Consider the following 16,327-nt stretch of genomic DNA (forward strand, 5'->3'; position numbering starts at 1 on the left):
AATTGGCCCTCAGAACAGGTCCATTCTCGAATAAACAACAGACCAATCTTGCGGGATCTGCCCCAACGTGCAGAGAAACCCGTTACCGGCTCCAGCCGTCGCGCCAGCGGAAATAGGCAACCGACGCCGCAAGGAACCAGGGTCGCCCCGTATAGAATGGCCGCGTCGGAAAGCCGATCCCGTCGAAAGCCGTTCGGCCCTCCTTCAGTCCCAGCATCTGTTGAGCGACTCGCATTCCGAGATACCCCGACATGGACACCCCGGAACCGCAGTATCCCATCGCAAAATGGACATTTTCATTGCAGCCCACATGCGCCAGCGTATCGAAGGTATAGGCGACGAAGCCCATCCAGGAATGGCTGACCCTGATATCGGCCAGTTCCGGGAAAATCGCGGCGAGGTCACGCCGCAGAAGTGGCGCGCTCTTGCGCGGATCGGTCTCGCCTGCGGAGACCCGGCCACCGAACAGGATCCGTGTGCGGTCCGGCGACGGTCGGTAGTAATACACCACTTTGCGGCTGTCCCCGAGCATCCGGTCGGTCGGCATCAGCCGGTCCATCAGCGCCTTCGGCAGCGCCTCAGTCGCGATGATGTAGCTGCCGATCGGGATGACGCGGCGACGCTGCCAGCCGGACACCGCACCGGTATAGCCATTGCTCGCGACCAGAACATTGCGGGCGCGGACGACGCCCCTGCCGGTGGTCAACCGGAATCCCGGCGCGGCCTCCTCAATCGCCGTCACCGGGCAGCGCGCGGCAATGAGGACACCCGCCTCCCGCACACGATCGAGCAACCCGGCGTGGAATTTCGCCGGATCGAGCGAGGCGGTGCTCTCGTTCACGATCCCGCCGTAATAGGCATCAGTGCCGATCTCCGCGTGCTGCTCGGCCCGCGTGACGACGCGGAGCGGTTCGGCCAGTCCCTCCGGCTGATTTTCCGCCGCCCGGGCCATCTTCTCGAATTCGACCGAGCTATGCGCTGCGGTGAACTTGCCGGGCACGGCGAAATCGCAATCGATTCTCTCCGCAGCGACGAAGTCGGTGACCCAGTCGAGTGCGTTCGCGCCCTCGCGGATGATCCCAAAGGCGGTGTCCGCGCCGTAGCGCCGGGTCAGTTCCTCGTAGCCAGGCTTGATCGAGCGGCTGATTTGTCCGCCATTCCGCGTGCTGCAGCCCCAGCCGGCTTCCTCGGCATCACAGACCAGCACGGAACGCCCCGCCCGCGCCAGCTGCAGCGCCGCCGAGAGCCCGGTATAGCCGGAGCCGACCACCACCACATCGACCCGCTGCGGCAGGTCCGGCCGACCGGGTTCGGGGCGCGGCGTCTCGTCCCACCAATAGGGATCGGTGGTAAAATCCTCTGTGAAAATGTCGCTCTGCATGATGGCTCCGGTCGGCTCAATCGAGTTCCGAACATTGATACTCCGCACGCTCGAGCCAGTCTCGCCGGATCTCGACCCCCCAGCCGGGTCCGGCCGGAATTTCGACCATCCCGTCCCGCGCCACCGGGAACGGGTCGTAAAGATCCTTCTGCCAAGGATAGTAATCGAAGTCCTCGATCGCGAATTCGACATAAGGTCCCGCCGACTCGATCGCCCCCATCAGGTGCAGGGTGAAGATCGTGACAAGTCCGAGATTGGCCGAATGCGGCGTGCAGGCCATGCCGTATTTCTTCGCCAGCTCGGCAACATGCAGCGCCCGATGGATGCCGCCGATATAGAGGATGTCCGGCTGCAGCACGTCGACTGCATGCATCGCGGCCATACGGCGCCAGTGCGCAAGGTCGCAATCCTGCTCGCCGCCGGTAACGTCGATCTCGAGTGCGTCCGCGACTTCTTTCGTCCAGTCCAACTCCCAGTAGGGACAGGGCTCCTCGAAATGACAGAAGCCGTGATCTTCCATCATCCGGCCGACCTCGATCGCGCGTTTCGGCGTGAAGCAGCTGTTCGCGTCCGCCAGCAGGTCGCAGCTGTCGCCGAAGGCCCTGCCCATGGCGCCGATGATCTCCTCGGTCCGACCCGGCCATTCGTCGACGTCGTGGCCATATTCGCTGCCGACGCGAATCTTGAAGGCATCGTAGCCGCACGCGTCCTGCTGCCGCTTGAGACGCGCGACCTCGTCGGCCGGCGTGATATCGCGCCGCATGCTGGAGCCATAGACGCGGAACGGCCGCGGCGTGCCGCCGAGCAGCTCGCAAACGCTCTTGCCCTCGCGTTTGCCGTAGAGGTCGTAGAGCGCGGTATCGAGCCCGGCCATGCCGCGGCGGAGATAGGCGCCCGGAAACTTGTGCTCCCTTTCGGGGATGATCCGCATCAACCCCGGAAGATCGAAAGCATCCCAGCCGAGCGCATAGGGCGCAACCTGACGATGCAGGACCAGCGCGGAAATGTCCGAATTATAGGTCGAGACCTGCCCCCAGCCCTGGCTACCGTCGGCAATCGTCACGCGGACGAAGCCGACAAATTCGGTGCTGAATGTCTCGATCTTGGTGATTTTCATGAACGGAATTCCACAGCTCGTGTGCCGGCTGGATGATCTTACTCTGTCGGATGGCCATCCGATTGCATCATCTTGACGATCAATTTGGACTTAACTTAAGGTCCATTTTCGACAAAAGAACAAACCAATCTGCAAACCACACCCAATTCGGCCCGGAGCCTGCGGTATCATGGTGAAACGCGCCGCCGGCGCCTTGCTCAGCGCCATCCGGATCGATCACGATTCGCCGCGCCTGCTGGCGACGCAGATCACCTCTTCAATACGGGAGATCATTCTTGCGGGCGGCCTGCGCGGCGGCGACCGGCTGCCGGCGACGCGCACTCTGGCGCGCGATCTCGGCGTCTCCCGTACCACGATGGTCGACGTCTATGAGAGATTGATCTCCGAAGGATTGCTGGATGCACGCACCGGCGCCGGCACATTCGTCAGCGATTCCGTCCGGATTGCCGACCGAAGCGCAGCCGACGCCGAAGCCGAGATACCGGATACGGGACCTCCGATGGAAACGCGCTCCCGCCCCCCCGTGAGTTTCGGCACCGGGTTCGCGGTGCGTCTCCCGCATACGATTCGCGCCTTCACAACCGCGCTGCCGGCGGTCGACATGTTCCCGGTCGCACAGTGGACCCGGCAATCCAACAAACACTGGCGCGAACAGCGCGACCTGGTTCTGGGCTACGGCAACGTCGCCGGGTTTCCGCCACTGCGCCGGGCTATCGCGGCGCATCTGAGGGCCAATCAGGGAATCAATTGCGACGAGGAGCGGATCTTCGTCACCAACGGCGCCCAGCATGCGTTCCATATCATCGCGAGTATGCTGCTGAAGCAGGGCGACAGGGTCTGGTTCGAGAATCCGGGCGCCATAGGGGCTCAGAACGCGCTCAGGGCCGCCGGCGGCGATCTCGTGCCGTTGCCGATCGACACCGACGGGCTCGACGTTGCCGCCGGTCTCGAAAGGGCGCCGGAATTCCGCCTCGCCTTCGTCACCCCGTTGCACCAGCAGCCGCTTGGCGTGACGATGAGTCTCGAGCGGCGCTTTGCGCTTCTGAACGCGGCGGAAGCCGCCGATGCCTGGATCATCGAGGATGACTACGACGGCGAGTTCTACTACGGCACTCATCCGATCCCGACCCTCAAGAGCATCGACCATGCCGACCGTGTCTTTTATGTCGGGACCTTTTCCAAGACTCTCTTCCCCGCACTTCGCCTAGGCTACATTCTCGCGCCGCCGTCCTTTGCCGGCCTCCTGAACCACCATTTCGATACCTGGCTGCCGAGCGCGCCGCTGAACAGCCAGGCGATCGTGGCGGGATTCATGGACGAAGGCCATTTCGCCACCCATCTGCGCCGGATGCGTCGGGTCTACACCGAGCGCTATCAGGTTCTGATGCAGTGCGCGTCAGAACAGCTGGACGGTCTGCTGGCCCTGAAGCCGACGGATACCGGCCTGCACACAACCGGTCGTCTGGCTACCGGTCTTGCCGAAAATGCCGTCGCTGATGCGGCCAACGCCGCGGGCATCACCGTGACGCCTTTCGGACGTTACGCGATGTCGCCCCTGGACAAGAGCGGTCTCGTTCTCGGCTTTAGCGGTGTGCCACCCGAAGAGATCGAACAGGGTGTCCGGGGGCTTGCCCGGATCCTCGAGACCGAATGCGCAAGGCAAGAAACCACTTCCCGATTGGACGTCTCATCGTGACAGACACATTCGACTATATCGTTGTCGGCGCCGGGTCGGCAGGGTGCGCGCTGGCGGCGCGGCTCAGCGAAAGCGGCCGGCACCGCGTCCTGCTGCTCGAAGCCGGCGGCGACGACCGGCAGTTCTGGATCCAGGTTCCGATCGGCTACGGCAAGTCCTTCTACGATCCGTCCGTGAACTGGATGTATATGTCCGCGCCGGTCCCGACCGCCGGCAACCGCCAGACCTACTGGCCGCGCGGCAAGGTGCTCGGCGGCTCCAGCTCGATCAACGCCATGGTCTATATACGCGGTCAGGCGGAGGATTACGGGGACTGGGAAGCGGCCGGCAATCCCGGTTGGGGCTGGGACGACGTGCTGCCGGTCTACAAGCGCATGGAATCCCATCAGGGCGGCGAGAACGCTTGGCGCGGCGGCGACGGCCCCCTGAAGATCACCGCTCCGCTCGCCGACCTGCACCCACTCTGCGCCGAGTTCTTCAAAGCCGGTTCGGAGGCGGGGGTGCCGGTCAATCCGGATTTCAACGGTCCCAGCCAGGAGGGTGTCGGCCCGTATCACGTCACGATCGGCAACGGTATCCGGATGTCGGCGGCCAGGGCCTATCTCTGGCCGGCACGCCGCCGTGCGAACCTCCGGATCGAGACGAATGCCGTCGCCGAGCGGCTGCTGTTCGACGGGCGTCGCGTCACCGGGATCGACTACAGGATCCACGGGGTCGCCCGCCGCGCGCACGCCGACGCAGAGATCATTCTCGCCGCCGGCGCCATCGGCAGCCCTGCCCTGATGCTGCAATCCGGCATCGGTCCGGCTGGGGACCTGCGCGAGCTCGGAATCGCGGTCCATACCGACCGCCCCGGCGTCGGGCGCAACCTCATGGACCATTACATCGTCGACCAGATGTACCGTTCGCGCCGCCCCTCGCTCAACAACGAGCTCGCGCCCTGGTGGGGCCGCGCCATGGCCGGTCTGCGCTATCTGCTGACCCTGCGCGGCCCGGTCGGGATGAGCCTTAACCAGGCGGGGGGCTTCGTCCGCACCCGTCCGGAGCTGACACGACCGAACATGCAGCTGTATTTCTCGCCGCTGAGCTACACAAAGGCGCCTCCGGGCAAACGCCCGCTTATGCATCCTGACCCCTATTCCGCCTTCCTCACCAGCATCTCGCAATGCCGCCCGACCAGCCGCGGCTTCATCAAGCTGCGCTCCGCCGATCCCCACGAGGCGCCGGAGATCCAGCCGAACTATCTCGCCACCGACTTCGACCTGCAGGAGAATCTCGAAGGATTCAGATTCATCCGGCGCCTCATGGAGACGCCGACCATGCGGGAGCTCGTCGAAGCGGAGGTCTCGCCCGGTCCCGATGTGCGGAGTGACGGAGAGATGATGGACTATTTCCGCGATACCGGCGGGTCCGTCTTCCACCCGTCCGGCACCTGCCGCATGGGGCCGGACCCGGCGCACGATGTGGTACGGCCGGACCTGCGGGTCCATGGGCTGGAGAATCTGCGCGTCGCCGACGCCTCGATCTTCCCGACAATCCCGTCCGGCAACACCAACGCGCCCTCGATCATGGTCGGCGAAAAGGCGAGCGATATCATCCTCGGCAACCGCTGAACCAAAGGTTTCCGCCACCTGTCGGGCATGCGGAAAAAAATCTGTCATCCGGCGGGACAGCATGCGTTGACAGCGTGGGAACGCCCGCATAGAAGGAGCGCAGCATACGCCGTGTTGTGGGCTCGCCCCACGTTGATGCCCCGTGCGGAGGGGTGGCCGAGTGGCTGAAGGCGGCGGTTTGCTAAACCGTTATACTGGGAAACCGGTATCGAGGGTTCGAATCCCTTCCCCTCCGCCATTCTCCCCCGTTTTCCAGCTTGAGGCGTTTCTCCTCTTACGTTGTTCGCCCCCGGGGTACCGCCCGGCATCAATCTTATTCACGTGCCTATATTACCCATCAATATATTACCCATTGACATATGTTGAGCGCCGCCTCAGATTCATCGGATGAACACTTCTTCCCCATCCCGCCGGATGAAAACGGTTCCGGCCGCGGAAGTCGACTACACCGACCGCGAATACTGGAACGGACTCATAAAGATGAGCCTGTCCAAGTTCTTCATTCTCTGCGTGCTCAATCAGCGCAACCTGCACGGCTACGACATCAGCAGGGCGGTCGAGACGCAGACTCAGGGCTGCTGCTCACCGACGCCGGGCGCGCTCTACCCGGTCCTGAGGGAATTCGAGGCCGGCGGATACGTGACGGCGGAAGAGCAGATCGTGGGCGGCCGGCGGCGCAAGGTCTATTCGATCACCGACAAGGGTCGGGAAGCCTTCCGGGTTGCCGTCGAGGCATGGAGCGATGTCGGCGCATGCATAGCCGCCAGTTGTCCGGATCAATGCGGTCCGGCCGTCTGCGGCTGAGTTTTTTTTGCCATGAAGTATCACCCATCGATACATCGATGACCTGTTCGGAGAGCCGCAAATGAACATGTTGAACGCTTCCACCGAGGCTTTGCCGGTTGCTGTCATCGGCGCCGGCCCGGTCGGCCTCGCCGCCGCAGCCCAGCTGACCGAGCGCGGTTTGCCGTTCCTGCTGCTGGAAGCAGGTGACAAGGTCGGCGCGGCAATACGCGAATGGGGGCATGTCCGGCTCTTCTCTCCTTGGATCTACAATACCGACAGAACCGCACGCCGGATGCTCGAGGAGACCGGCTGGACAGCCCCGGCGGATTCCGAACTGCCGACCGGACACGAACTCGTCGAGCACTACCTCGAGCCGCTCTCCCGCCTTGACGCGATCCGGCCGCATCTGCGTTTCGGCGCCCGCGTAATCTCTGTCGGGCGCAAGGATTTCGACAAGGCCAGGACCGCGGGGCGCGCGCAACAACCCTTCGAACTGCGTCTGGCCGACGGCAGCAGCATCGAGGCCCGGGCGGTGATCGACGCCTCCGGCACCTGGCGCACGCCGAACCCGGTCGGCTCCGGCGGCGTGAAAGCCCCGGGCGAAGAGACTTTCTCGGCCCGCATCAGCTATGGCATCCCGGATGTGCTGGACGAGGCACGCGCCACCTTCACCGGCCGGCGCGTACTGGTCGTCGGTAGCGGCCATTCGGCGATGAATGTGATCCTCGATCTTCTGGATCTTCAGCGGGAAGCACCGGGTACCCAGGTGATCTGGGCGCTGAGGAGGACCAGTCTCGATGCTGTCTTCGGCGGCGGCGAGGCAGACGCCCTGCCGGCCCGGGGAACCCTTGGCACCCGCGTTCGCGAAGCGGTGGAGGCCGGCCGCCTGCAACTGCTCATGCCGTTCCGCATCCGCAGCATCGGAGAGCAAGACGGGGCCCTGCTGGTGAACGGCCAGAGCGCCGCCGACACGCAATCCGTTCCGGTCGACAGGATCGTCGGGACCACCGGATTCCGTCCGGATCTCGACATGCTGCGGGAGATCCGCCTCGATCTCGATCCGTGGCTGGAAGCGCCGCGCGCCCTGGCGCCGATGATCGACCCGAACCTGCACAGCTGCGGCACCGTGCGCCCGCATGGCGCGCAGGAGCTGGCCCATCCGGAGCAGGATTTCTTCGTGGCCGGCATGAAATCCTACGGCCGGGCGCCGACCTTCCTGATGGCGACCGGCTACGAGCAGGTCCGCTCCATCGTTGCCGCGCTTGCGGGCGATCATGCGGCGGCGGCACGGGTCGAACTCGATCTGCCGGAAACCGGGGTGTGCAGCGCGCCGACAGAAATGGAAACCGCGAGCTCTTGCTGTGGATCGGCCACGCAAACGGAGCCCGTCGAATCCGCGGCCCAGACCTGCTGTGGCGGCCCGCCGCCGTCCGGGGTGGATGCGTGCTGTCTGCAGGATGCGGCCGCAAAGGCCGCAGGTGAGGCAGGGTGCGGTTGTTCCAATTCCTAGGAATGCGGACACAATCGATAGGCAGGTTGATCCCATTCGCAGCCCGGCCCGTTTCCGGCGACAGTGCCCCGGCGCGGTCTAGTCCTCGAAACGTCCGCCGGGCTCGCGGTCGCGCTCATAGCGCCTTTCGAGCGGGAAAGGCGGCAGCCAGGATTCGCGCCGGACGGTCCAGAGTTCGTAGGTCGGCTGCAGCTGGTCCGGCGCATCCAGCGACCCCAGATTGACCTCGACCTCGTCCTCGCTGCGCCCGTAGACCGTGGACCCGCAGCGAGGACAGAACTTCCGTCCCTCATAGTCATGGGTCTCGCCCTCGATCGTGACCGCATCCGCGGGAAAGATCGCCGAGGCGTGAAACAGGGCCCCGTGATGCTTGCGGCAATCGAGACAATGACAGAGTCCGACCCGGAAGGGGCGTCCCGTGGCCACAAGACGGACAGAGCCGCAAAGGCATCCTCCGGTATACCGCTCCATGCGACTCCTCCCCTGAAACATGCGCAGGAAGCAGTCTGGATGAACCGCTTTGTCCCGACAACCGGCCTCGCATCGACCCGCGCCAGTTGGCATAGGAGGTCGTGATCTCCTCCGCCTGGCTCTAGCCACACTCACTCTCGAGACTTACCTCCGCGCCCCCCCGAACGTCAGCCTTGACAATTTGGCGCGTTGACCGGGCGGGTTGGCCGACCGAGAGTGCTTGCCCTAATATCCCCGCCGGATTATCCGGTAGGAACCGTCAAATGCTGGTGTCCGAGAGACTTGCGCCCAACCGAGGAAACGCCCCGTGAAGAATTCCAGACCCCTACTCATCGACCGCCATCCGGGCCGCTCGGCCCAGACCATCGGGCTTGCGCGCGAGCTCGGCACCGATCCGGAACTGATCCACGAGCCGTCCGTCGGCGTCGTCGGCACCAAGGGTGACAGCCAGTGCTATCTCGGCGTGCAGGCGAAGGTGGACGCGATCCATGCCCGCCTGCGCGACCGCATTGGCCAGGAAGACGGCAAACTCAAGCTGCGCCTCGTCCAGCCGGAATTCACCATCGCCACCTCGGACGGTGTCCGAAACGGCACGCCGGAGATGCGCTATTCGCTGATCGGCCGAGAAGTGACCAACGACGCGCTCTGCGAGCACCTGGAAGCGACCGGCCTCGCCGGTACGATCGCGGTCGTCGCCTGCGACAAGCCTCCGGTCGGAACCCTTGCCGCCCTGCTCGAGCACAACCAGCCGGCCATCATCATGTCGGACGGACCTATCCACCCCGGCAAGGATCCGGAAACCGGTGAGGCCCTCGACATTGTCAGCGCCTACCAGGTCGCCGGCAATCCGGATCCGGAATTCCGCCATCACATCTCCTGCCACGCCTGCCCCGGCTTCGGCAGCTGCGGCGGCATGTTCACCTACAACACGATGCAGACTTTCATCGGCGTTGTCGGCATGCAGCCGCTGCACATGGTGGCCCCGGCCTCCGACGATCCGCGCCGGCTGAACGAGTTCCCGTCCGAGTTGATCGACCATCTCTCGCACATGATGGAGTCGGACCTGAAGCCGCGCGACATCGTGGTTCGGGATTCCCTGCGCAACGCGATGATCGTCTCGATGGCGATCGGCGGATCCACAAACGTGGTGCTGCATGCGCCGGAGATCGCCCGCGCGGCTGGATTCGCTGACTTCTGGAAAGAGGTCATCACACCGGAGGAATTCAACCACCTCTCGCAGCATGTCGTCCCGGTGCTGACGGATGCCCGCCCCTACGGCAAATACTCGATGGTCGATATCGACGCGGTCGGCGGCGTGCAGGTGATCGTGCGCGAACTGCTCGAAGCCGGACTGCTCAACGGCGACGTCCTGACCTGCACCGGCGAGACGCTCTCCGCCCAGGTCGAACGGCTGCAGAGCAAGAAGGTGGACGGCACCGTGATCTACCCGGTCGACAAACCGTACAAGCCGACCGGCGGCCTGCGGATGCTGGGCGGCAACCTGTCCCCCGACTTCTCCGCCATCCTGAAGCTGGCCGGCGTCGAGGGCGGGCTGGAGAACAACCGTTTCGTCGGCAAGGCCCGTGTCTTCGAAGGCGAGGCCGGCCTGCTCGCAGCCCTCGACGAGGCACCGGAGCAGTTCGAGAACAACGACATCGTCATCGTCCGCTACGCGGGCCCGAGCGGCGCGCCGGGCATGCCGGAAATGCTCGATCCGACCTCCCGCATCACCACGCTCTGCCGCGAACGCGGCATCGTCATCGCGCTGATGACAGATGCCCGCTTCTCCGGCGGCTCCGTCGGTCTCGTCATCGGCCATGTCGGCCCCGAAGCCGCGCTGGGCGGCCCGATCGCGCTGATCGAGAACGGTGACGAGATCGTTGCCGATCTGGAGACGAACGAGCTGAACTGCACGGCACTGCAGGATTCCGCCACGGTGGCCGCGCGCAAGGCCGCCTGGGAGAAGACCGTCGCCGACAATGGCGGCATCCACCCGAATTGCGGCGCGGCGGATACCCGCCTGCTGCACCGCGCGCGCCACACCGCGGTTCCGGCCATCCGGGGCGGCGGCCTGCATCCGAATCGCGAGGTCTGGGTGCGCGAGCCGCGGAACGCGGAGCGCTCCGGGTTCGTGCCGAAAAACCGGTCGCGGCCGGGGGCCGATAAGGCGTTCTGATGCACGGGGAAGTGCGCCATCGGGCCGGACATGCCACCAAGGCGGGTTCGGCCCTTTTTTAGTCGTGCGTCGGTACCGGTTGCCAAGATGCGGCGGCTCCAGCGAGGCTGCGCCATTGTCCAGCCACTCGGCCCAGGTGTCCGATTGCCGCGCTGGTGCCGTTCGGCCAAATTTCCGCCCATCCGCAATCCAGCACGCTGGGCCAACGTTTGGAAAAGAGCGCCGACGCCGGAATATCCGCGCCCTGTTCCAGGCAAACTTAAATTTGGCGATTTTCTGATAGACGACCTAGAAACCGATCGTCCCTCGCGCGACCGGTGAAAGGGACTGTAAATCAGTCTCGACCTGAATTTTGCAACTCGCTATTCCGGTCAAAGGTGTCGGTATAGATCTAGCCATGCTTGACCGGGAACGCGCAAGCCCGGAAGTCGCGCACCTTCGAGGGTGCGCGTCTTTCGGCATGCACGTATCTCAGCATCATGAGGCCGAACATCAACTTTTCTTAGAATACAGGTCTGTGCTGATAGGTATCGGAAATCGTGGTGTTGAAGAAGTTGACCAGACGCCCGACCACAGCATCCAAGAGGCAGCGTGCAAAATCATCGCGTTGAATTGCACTTTGCATCCAGCCGCATCGAACGCCGCGGATAGACATCGAAGATCATTGCGAGGCTGACGAGGTCGGTGAACAGCGGACAGCGTCGCGTCCGGTCACCACACGACCCGGGGCCCCGCCTTCAGGTTGTTGTTCTCCTCAAACGCGGAAAGCGGGCAATCCGGCAGAAGTTGCGGGAGAGCCTGCTCGGCATCGATCCGCATATGAGCCGACAGGATCTGGTCAAGTCCCGTGCCGTTCGAAAACGGAAGGTCGAGGCCCACCACCTTGATGTGCGACCGGCCGTATTCCGACAGGCTCCCGCCGGCAAGGCCGAAGAACGGTCTGCGCGCCATCTCCTCAAAATACCGGCGCTCGACCGCCCAGGCCTCCGGATCGGAGGACTGGGTGCCCAAGGTCTGCCCGGTATAATCCACACGCCACCATTCCGACAGCGTGCTCCCCCAGAGGGTGAACCTGAGATCGAACGGATCGTGCTCGATCTTTGCGATGAATATGCGCCCCATCCAACCGGCAAACTCTTCGGCCCGGAAATCGCTCCGGCGCGGCAAACGTCCATTGTCGCGTATCCGGCTCCGCCACAAAGCAACGAGATCGGCGAAAGGACCGAACCGATCGGCTTCCGTCTCGAGCGAGCACATCCAGTAGCCCCAGTCGAACGCGACAACCGGCTCGGCCTTGCCCTTCGGGTGCATCGCGACGGCGCTGGAACGAAAAGATGTCATCTTGACCATCAAGACTTTCACGGCAGCGAGGAGTACTACATAATTAAATTATCAGTTTATACCGCTCAATGCGAATTTTCTTGCGGCAACCAGGGGTATCCGGCCGGAACGAGCAGGCGTTGGACGCTTAGGTCAGCTCGACCGCGTAACAATGGTTCCCTGTCACAAAGTGACTGGTGCGCTGTTCGACCGTGCGCCCCGAGAGGTCTCTCGCCATGCGGTCGACCCGGAGCATGGGGAGTCCCGCCGCCGCCCCGAGCCGTTCGCACACCCGAGGCGTGCCGGAGACAGCTCTGATGTTCTCGTTCGCCTGGACGATGGCGATGGAATATGCGTGCTGGTAGAGCACATAGAGCGTGTTCGGCAAAGGCGAGCGTTCCGGAAGCCCCGGAAAGAGCGGGGTCGGGACGACAGATATCTCGTGGACCAGGCGCCTGCCGTCAATCGAGCGAACACGCTCGATTTCGAACACGTGGTCCGGCCTGCCGAACAGGGTCTCTCTCTCGCATTTCGACGATTTGCGACGCCGCACGCTTTCCTCTTCGAGTTCCGGCACCGAATGGCTGCCGTCAGGATTGCGCAGGCGGAAGAAGTGGAACAACGCGCTCTCGGGCGTCCTCGCGGCGACGAAGGTGCCGACCCCCTGCCGCCGGCGCACGATCCCCCTTCGTTCGAGGTCGATCAGGGCTTTTCGAGCAGTGCCCTGGCTGACGCCGAGTTCGGCACCGAGATCGGCCTCGCTCGGCAGCATGATTCCGGGCGCGAGTTCGCCTGACGCGATCCGGTCGATCAGTGTCTCGATCACATATTTGTAGAGTGGCGCCGACAGAATCCTCTCCCTGGTGCCGCTTGCTGCGCTCATTCTTGCATTCTTAGCAAGAGTTGAGGACCAAGTCTTGTATAAGAATTCCGGTACAGGTATTCACACTGATAGCACGCTTCACGAAAACCGGGAGGAACAGGGAAATGACCAACATTCCCCAGCTGCTGGTCCATCATCCAGACGACAATGTCGGCGTCGTCGTGGTCGAGGGCCTGAAGGCGGGCACGGAAATGCTCTGTGTCATCACGCACGACAATTCGGATTTTCGGCTGACCGCCAAGGCGGACATTCCGATCGGCCACAAGGTCGCGCTCAAGGATCTGACGACCGGAGACACCGTCATCAAGTATGGCGAGGATATCGGCAAGATGGTCGGCGCCGCCGGTACCGGCGAGCACGTCCATACCCACAACCTGAAAACCAAGAGGTGGTAGAGATGGCCGATCTAGCAAATACGTCTGTGAATGCGTGGCGCCGCGAGAACGGCCGCGTGGGCGTCCGCAATCATGTCCTGATTCTTCCGGTCGACGACATTTCCAACGCCGCCTGCGAAGCGGTCGCCAACAACGTCAAGGGCACCATGGCGATCCCGCACGCCTATGGCCGCCTGCAGTTCGGCGAGGATCTCGAGCTGCATTTCCGCACCATCATCGGCACCGGCGCCAACCCGAACGTGGCCGCCGTCGTGGTGATCGGCATCGAGCCGGAATGGACCCAGGTGATCGTCGACGGCATTGCCAAGACCGGCAAGCCGGTCGAGGGCTTCTCGATCGAGCAGAAGGGCGATTTCGAGACCATCCGCCAGGCCTCCTGGAAGGCCAAGGAATTCGTCCATTGGGCGACCGAGCTGCAGAAGGAGGAAGTCCCCCTCACCGACCTCTGGGTTTCGACCAAGTGCGGCGAGAGCGATACCACGACCGGACTCTCCTCCTGCCCGACGGTCGGCAACATGTACGACAAGCTGCTGCCGCACGGGCTCTACGGCTGCTTCGGCGAGACCTCCGAGATCACCGGGGCCGAGCATATCTGCGCCAAGCGCGGGGCGACGCCGGAAGCCGGCGAGAAGTTCATGAAGCTCTTCCAGGCCTACCAGGACGAGGTGATCGAGCCTTTCAAGACGACCGATCTCTCCGACAGCCAGCCGACCAAGGGCAACATTCTCGGCGGCCTGACGACGATCGAGGAAAAGGCGATGGGCAATCTCGAGAAGATCGGCCGCACCTCGACCTATATCGACGCCATAGGGCCGGCCGAGACACCGGAAAAGGGTCCCGGCCTCTATTTCATGGACAGTTCCTCGGCCGCGGCGGAATGCGTCACCCTGATGGCGGCGGGCGGTTTCGTGATCCACACCTTCCCGACCGGCCAGGGCAACGTCATCGGGAACCCGATCGTGCCGGTGATCAAGATCTCGGGAAATCCGCGCACGCTCAGGACCATGTCGGAGCATATCGACGTGGACGTCACCGGCGTGCTGACCCGCGAGATGACCATCGACGAAGCAGGCGACGCACTGATCGAGATGATCGTCCGCACCGCGAACGGCCGGCATACGGCGGCGGAAGCGCTCGGGCACCGGGAATTCTCGATGACAAAGCTGTATCGTTCGGCCTGACGGCCGGAACGGTTGCGGCAGAAAGGCCGGCTCCCGCGGGAGCCGGCCTTTCTGTTCGTTCGCTCCCTGGCGGCATCGCTGTCTTTGCGGCGGGAAGATTGATCGCCGCCGCCCCCGGGGCCATGCTTTTCCCACACGGCGAACAGGGAGCGGAACATGGCGGAGAACATCGCCGCAGAGGCCCGAAGTGTGGCGGGAGCCGCCGAGCAGGTTGAAGCGCTGATCATCGGTGCCGGCTTCGCCGGGCTTTATCAGTTGCACAGCCTGCGCGACCGGCTCGGCATGAAGGCTCTGGTGCTGGAAGCGGCGGACGGCGTCGGCGGCACCTGGTACTGGAACCGCTATCCGGGCGCGCGCTGCGACAGCGAGAGCCATTCCTATTGCTACTACTTCTCCAGGGAACTTCTGGAGGAATGGGAATGGTCGGAGCGCTATCCGGGCCAGGAGGAAATCCGGCACTATCTGAACCACGTGGCCGACCGCTTCGATCTCCGCCAGGACATCCGCCTCTCCGACCGCGTCATCTCCGCCCGCTTCGACGATGCGGCCACGCTTTGGCACGTCACGACCGCCTCGGGCAAACGCTATGCCGCACCGTTTCTGATCACCGGTGTCGGCTGCCTCTCCTCCGCCAACGTTCCGGATATTCCCGGTCTCGAAGACTTCAAGGGCGACTGGTACCACACAGGTGAATGGCCGCACGAGGGCGTGGACTTCCATGGCAAGAGGGTCGGGCAGATCGGCACCGGCTCGACCGGCATCCAGTCCGCCCCGGTGATCGCGGCGTCGGCGGAGCACCTGACCGTCTTCCAGCGCACGGCGAATTACAGCATACCGGCGCGCAATGCGCCGCTGACGGAAGACTTCAAACGCCATATCAGCGAGCACCGTGACGAGATCCACGAGATCATGGTCTCGACCCCGAACGGCCACCCTTTCCGCATCGAGGAGCGGCTGGCGGCCAGCGTTTCGGAGGAGGAACGACAGGCGATCTACGAAGAGGCCTGGCAGAAAGGCGGCCTGCGCTTCCGGGCCGTGTTCAAGGACCTCATGGTCGACAAGGCGGCAAACGACACCGCATCGGATTTCATCAAGGCGAAGATCCGGGAAATCGTGAAGGATCCGAAGACCGCGGAACTGCTGAGCAATCTCGACCATCCGTTCGGTACCAAGCGTCCGCCGATCGACAGCAACTACTTCGAGACCTTCAATCGCGACAACGTGACCCTCGTCGACATCAAGTCCGATCCGATCAAGCGGATCACCGATACCGGGATCGAAACCGGACATGCGCATTACGATCTCGACATTCTCGTCTTCGCGACCGGGTTCGACGCCATCACCGGCCCGCTGCTCCGCCTGAACATCACCGGCAAGAACGGGCTCGCGCTGAAGGATGCCTGGGCCGCCGGACCGAAGACCTATCTCGGCCTGCAGATCGCCGGCTTTCCGAACCTCTTCACGATCACCGGACCCGGAAGCCCCTCCGTGCTGACCAACATGCCGGTCTCGATCGAGCAGCATGTCGACTGGATCACCGACTGCATCCGGCAGATGCGCCAGAAAGGGCGGACCCGGATCGAGGCAACCGAGCAGGCGGCGGAGACCTGGGTGGCGGAGACCAACCGTGCCGCCGAGGCGACCTTGCTACCGCTCGCCAACTCGTCCTGGTATCTCGGCGCGAACGTGTCCGGGAAACCGCGCGTCTTCATGCCCTATGCCGGCGGGCTGCAACATTATCGCGCGCGCTGCGACGCCGTCGCCGAGGCAGGCTACGAGGGATTTGTCCTGAGCTGAC

General features: G+C 63.8%; 13 protein-coding genes and 1 tRNA gene. 9 read left to right on the forward strand and 5 right to left on the reverse strand.

Translation table 11 applies throughout. From position 1 onward, the window contains the following. Positions 1–82: 82 nt before the first annotated feature. Both ACOOE1_RS04560 and ACOOE1_RS04565 read right to left on the reverse strand, forming a co-directional pair. Entirely contained in the window at positions 83–1,381 is a 1,299-nt protein-coding gene (locus ACOOE1_RS04560) for an NAD(P)/FAD-dependent oxidoreductase (RefSeq protein WP_420405156.1), read from the reverse strand. A 16-nt stretch (positions 1,382–1,397) separates the two neighbouring features. Next, positions 1,398–2,498 (reverse strand): mandelate racemase/muconate lactonizing enzyme family protein, encoded by a 1,101-nt coding sequence (locus ACOOE1_RS04565; RefSeq protein ID WP_420405157.1) that lies wholly within the window; start codon positions 2,496–2,498, stop codon positions 1,398–1,400. A gap of 169 nt (positions 2,499–2,667) precedes the next feature. Between ACOOE1_RS04565 and ACOOE1_RS04570 the strand changes: the two genes are divergently transcribed. The 5 genes from ACOOE1_RS04570 (at position 2,668) to ACOOE1_RS04590 (ending at position 8,103) form a co-directional block, all read left to right on the forward strand. After that, entirely contained in the window at positions 2,668–4,194 is a 1,527-nt protein-coding gene (locus tag ACOOE1_RS04570) for a PLP-dependent aminotransferase family protein (protein ID WP_420405158.1), read from the forward strand. Beyond that, entirely contained in the window at positions 4,191–5,807 is a 1,617-nt protein-coding gene (locus tag ACOOE1_RS04575; protein ID WP_420405159.1) for a GMC family oxidoreductase, read from the forward strand. Before ACOOE1_RS04570 ends, ACOOE1_RS04575 begins: the two co-directional genes overlap by 4 nt. Positions 5,808–5,953: 146 nt before the next feature. Further along, positions 5,954–6,045 (forward strand) — tRNA-Ser (locus tag ACOOE1_RS04580). Positions 6,046–6,194: 149 nt separating this feature from the next. Then, positions 6,195–6,611, forward strand: a complete 417-nt coding sequence (locus ACOOE1_RS04585; protein WP_420405160.1) for a PadR family transcriptional regulator — start codon at positions 6,195–6,197, stop codon at positions 6,609–6,611. A 61-nt stretch (positions 6,612–6,672) separates the two neighbouring features. Beyond that, entirely contained in the window at positions 6,673–8,103 is a 1,431-nt protein-coding gene (locus tag ACOOE1_RS04590) for an NAD(P)-binding domain-containing protein (RefSeq protein WP_420405161.1), read from the forward strand. Positions 8,104–8,181: 78 nt separating this feature from the next. Here ACOOE1_RS04590 and ACOOE1_RS04595 read toward each other — a convergent pair whose 3' ends face one another. After that, the gene (locus tag ACOOE1_RS04595) at positions 8,182–8,574 is read right to left on the reverse strand and encodes a GFA family protein (protein WP_420405162.1); all 393 of its coding nucleotides are present in this window, start codon (positions 8,572–8,574) and stop codon (positions 8,182–8,184) included. A 307-nt stretch (positions 8,575–8,881) separates the two neighbouring features. On the opposite strand from ACOOE1_RS04595, the gene ACOOE1_RS04600 reads away from it, so the two are divergent. Further along, positions 8,882–10,750 (forward strand): dihydroxy-acid dehydratase, encoded by a 1,869-nt coding sequence (locus ACOOE1_RS04600; RefSeq protein WP_420405163.1) that lies wholly within the window; start codon positions 8,882–8,884, stop codon positions 10,748–10,750. A gap of 711 nt (positions 10,751–11,461) precedes the next feature. Here ACOOE1_RS04600 and ACOOE1_RS04605 read toward each other — a convergent pair. Further along, positions 11,462–12,091, reverse strand: a complete 630-nt coding sequence (locus ACOOE1_RS04605; RefSeq protein WP_420405164.1) for a hypothetical protein — start codon at positions 12,089–12,091, stop codon at positions 11,462–11,464. 127 nt (positions 12,092–12,218) lie between these two features. After that, positions 12,219–12,953, reverse strand: a complete 735-nt coding sequence (locus tag ACOOE1_RS04610) for a GntR family transcriptional regulator (RefSeq protein WP_420405165.1) — start codon at positions 12,951–12,953, stop codon at positions 12,219–12,221. Between the two features lie 104 nt (positions 12,954–13,057). On the opposite strand from ACOOE1_RS04610, the gene ACOOE1_RS04615 reads away from it, so the two are divergent. The 3 genes from ACOOE1_RS04615 (at position 13,058) to ACOOE1_RS04625 (ending at position 16,326) form a co-directional block, all read left to right on the forward strand. Continuing rightward, the gene (locus ACOOE1_RS04615; protein ID WP_420405166.1) at positions 13,058–13,348 is read left to right on the forward strand and encodes a UxaA family hydrolase; all 291 of its coding nucleotides are present in this window, start codon (positions 13,058–13,060) and stop codon (positions 13,346–13,348) included. A 2-nt stretch (positions 13,349–13,350) separates the two neighbouring features. After that, positions 13,351–14,529, forward strand: a complete 1,179-nt coding sequence (locus ACOOE1_RS04620) for a UxaA family hydrolase (RefSeq protein WP_420405167.1) — start codon at positions 13,351–13,353, stop codon at positions 14,527–14,529. Positions 14,530–14,685: 156 nt separating this feature from the next. Next, entirely contained in the window at positions 14,686–16,326 is a 1,641-nt protein-coding gene (locus ACOOE1_RS04625) for a flavin-containing monooxygenase (protein ID WP_420405168.1), read from the forward strand. Position 16,327 lies beyond the last annotated feature (1 nt).

The sequence above is a fragment of the Nisaea sp. genome, assembly GCF_965216895.1.
Taxonomy (GTDB): domain Bacteria; phylum Pseudomonadota; class Alphaproteobacteria; order Thalassobaculales; family Thalassobaculaceae; genus Nisaea.

Coding starts and splice junctions, on each gene's coding strand:
- ACOOE1_RS04560 (WP_420405156.1), bottom strand. CDS start 1,381: ATGCAGAGCGACATTTTCACAGAGGATTTTACCACCGATCCCTATTGG.
- ACOOE1_RS04565 (WP_420405157.1), bottom strand. CDS start 2,498: ATGAAAATCACCAAGATCGAGACATTCAGCACCGAATTTGTCGGCTTC.
- ACOOE1_RS04570 (WP_420405158.1), top strand. CDS start 2,668: ATGGTGAAACGCGCCGCCGGCGCCTTGCTCAGCGCCATCCGGATCGAT.
- ACOOE1_RS04585 (WP_420405160.1), top strand. CDS start 6,195: ATGAACACTTCTTCCCCATCCCGCCGGATGAAAACGGTTCCGGCCGCG.
- ACOOE1_RS04590 (WP_420405161.1), top strand. CDS start 6,673: ATGAACATGTTGAACGCTTCCACCGAGGCTTTGCCGGTTGCTGTCATC.
- ACOOE1_RS04595 (WP_420405162.1), bottom strand. CDS start 8,574: ATGGAGCGGTATACCGGAGGATGCCTTTGCGGCTCTGTCCGTCTTGTG.
- ACOOE1_RS04605 (WP_420405164.1), bottom strand. CDS start 12,091: ATGACATCTTTTCGTTCCAGCGCCGTCGCGATGCACCCGAAGGGCAAG.
- ACOOE1_RS04610 (WP_420405165.1), bottom strand. CDS start 12,953: ATGAGCGCAGCAAGCGGCACCAGGGAGAGGATTCTGTCGGCGCCACTC.
- ACOOE1_RS04615 (WP_420405166.1), top strand. CDS start 13,058: ATGACCAACATTCCCCAGCTGCTGGTCCATCATCCAGACGACAATGTC.
- ACOOE1_RS04620 (WP_420405167.1), top strand. CDS start 13,351: ATGGCCGATCTAGCAAATACGTCTGTGAATGCGTGGCGCCGCGAGAAC.
- ACOOE1_RS04625 (WP_420405168.1), top strand. CDS start 14,686: ATGGCGGAGAACATCGCCGCAGAGGCCCGAAGTGTGGCGGGAGCCGCC.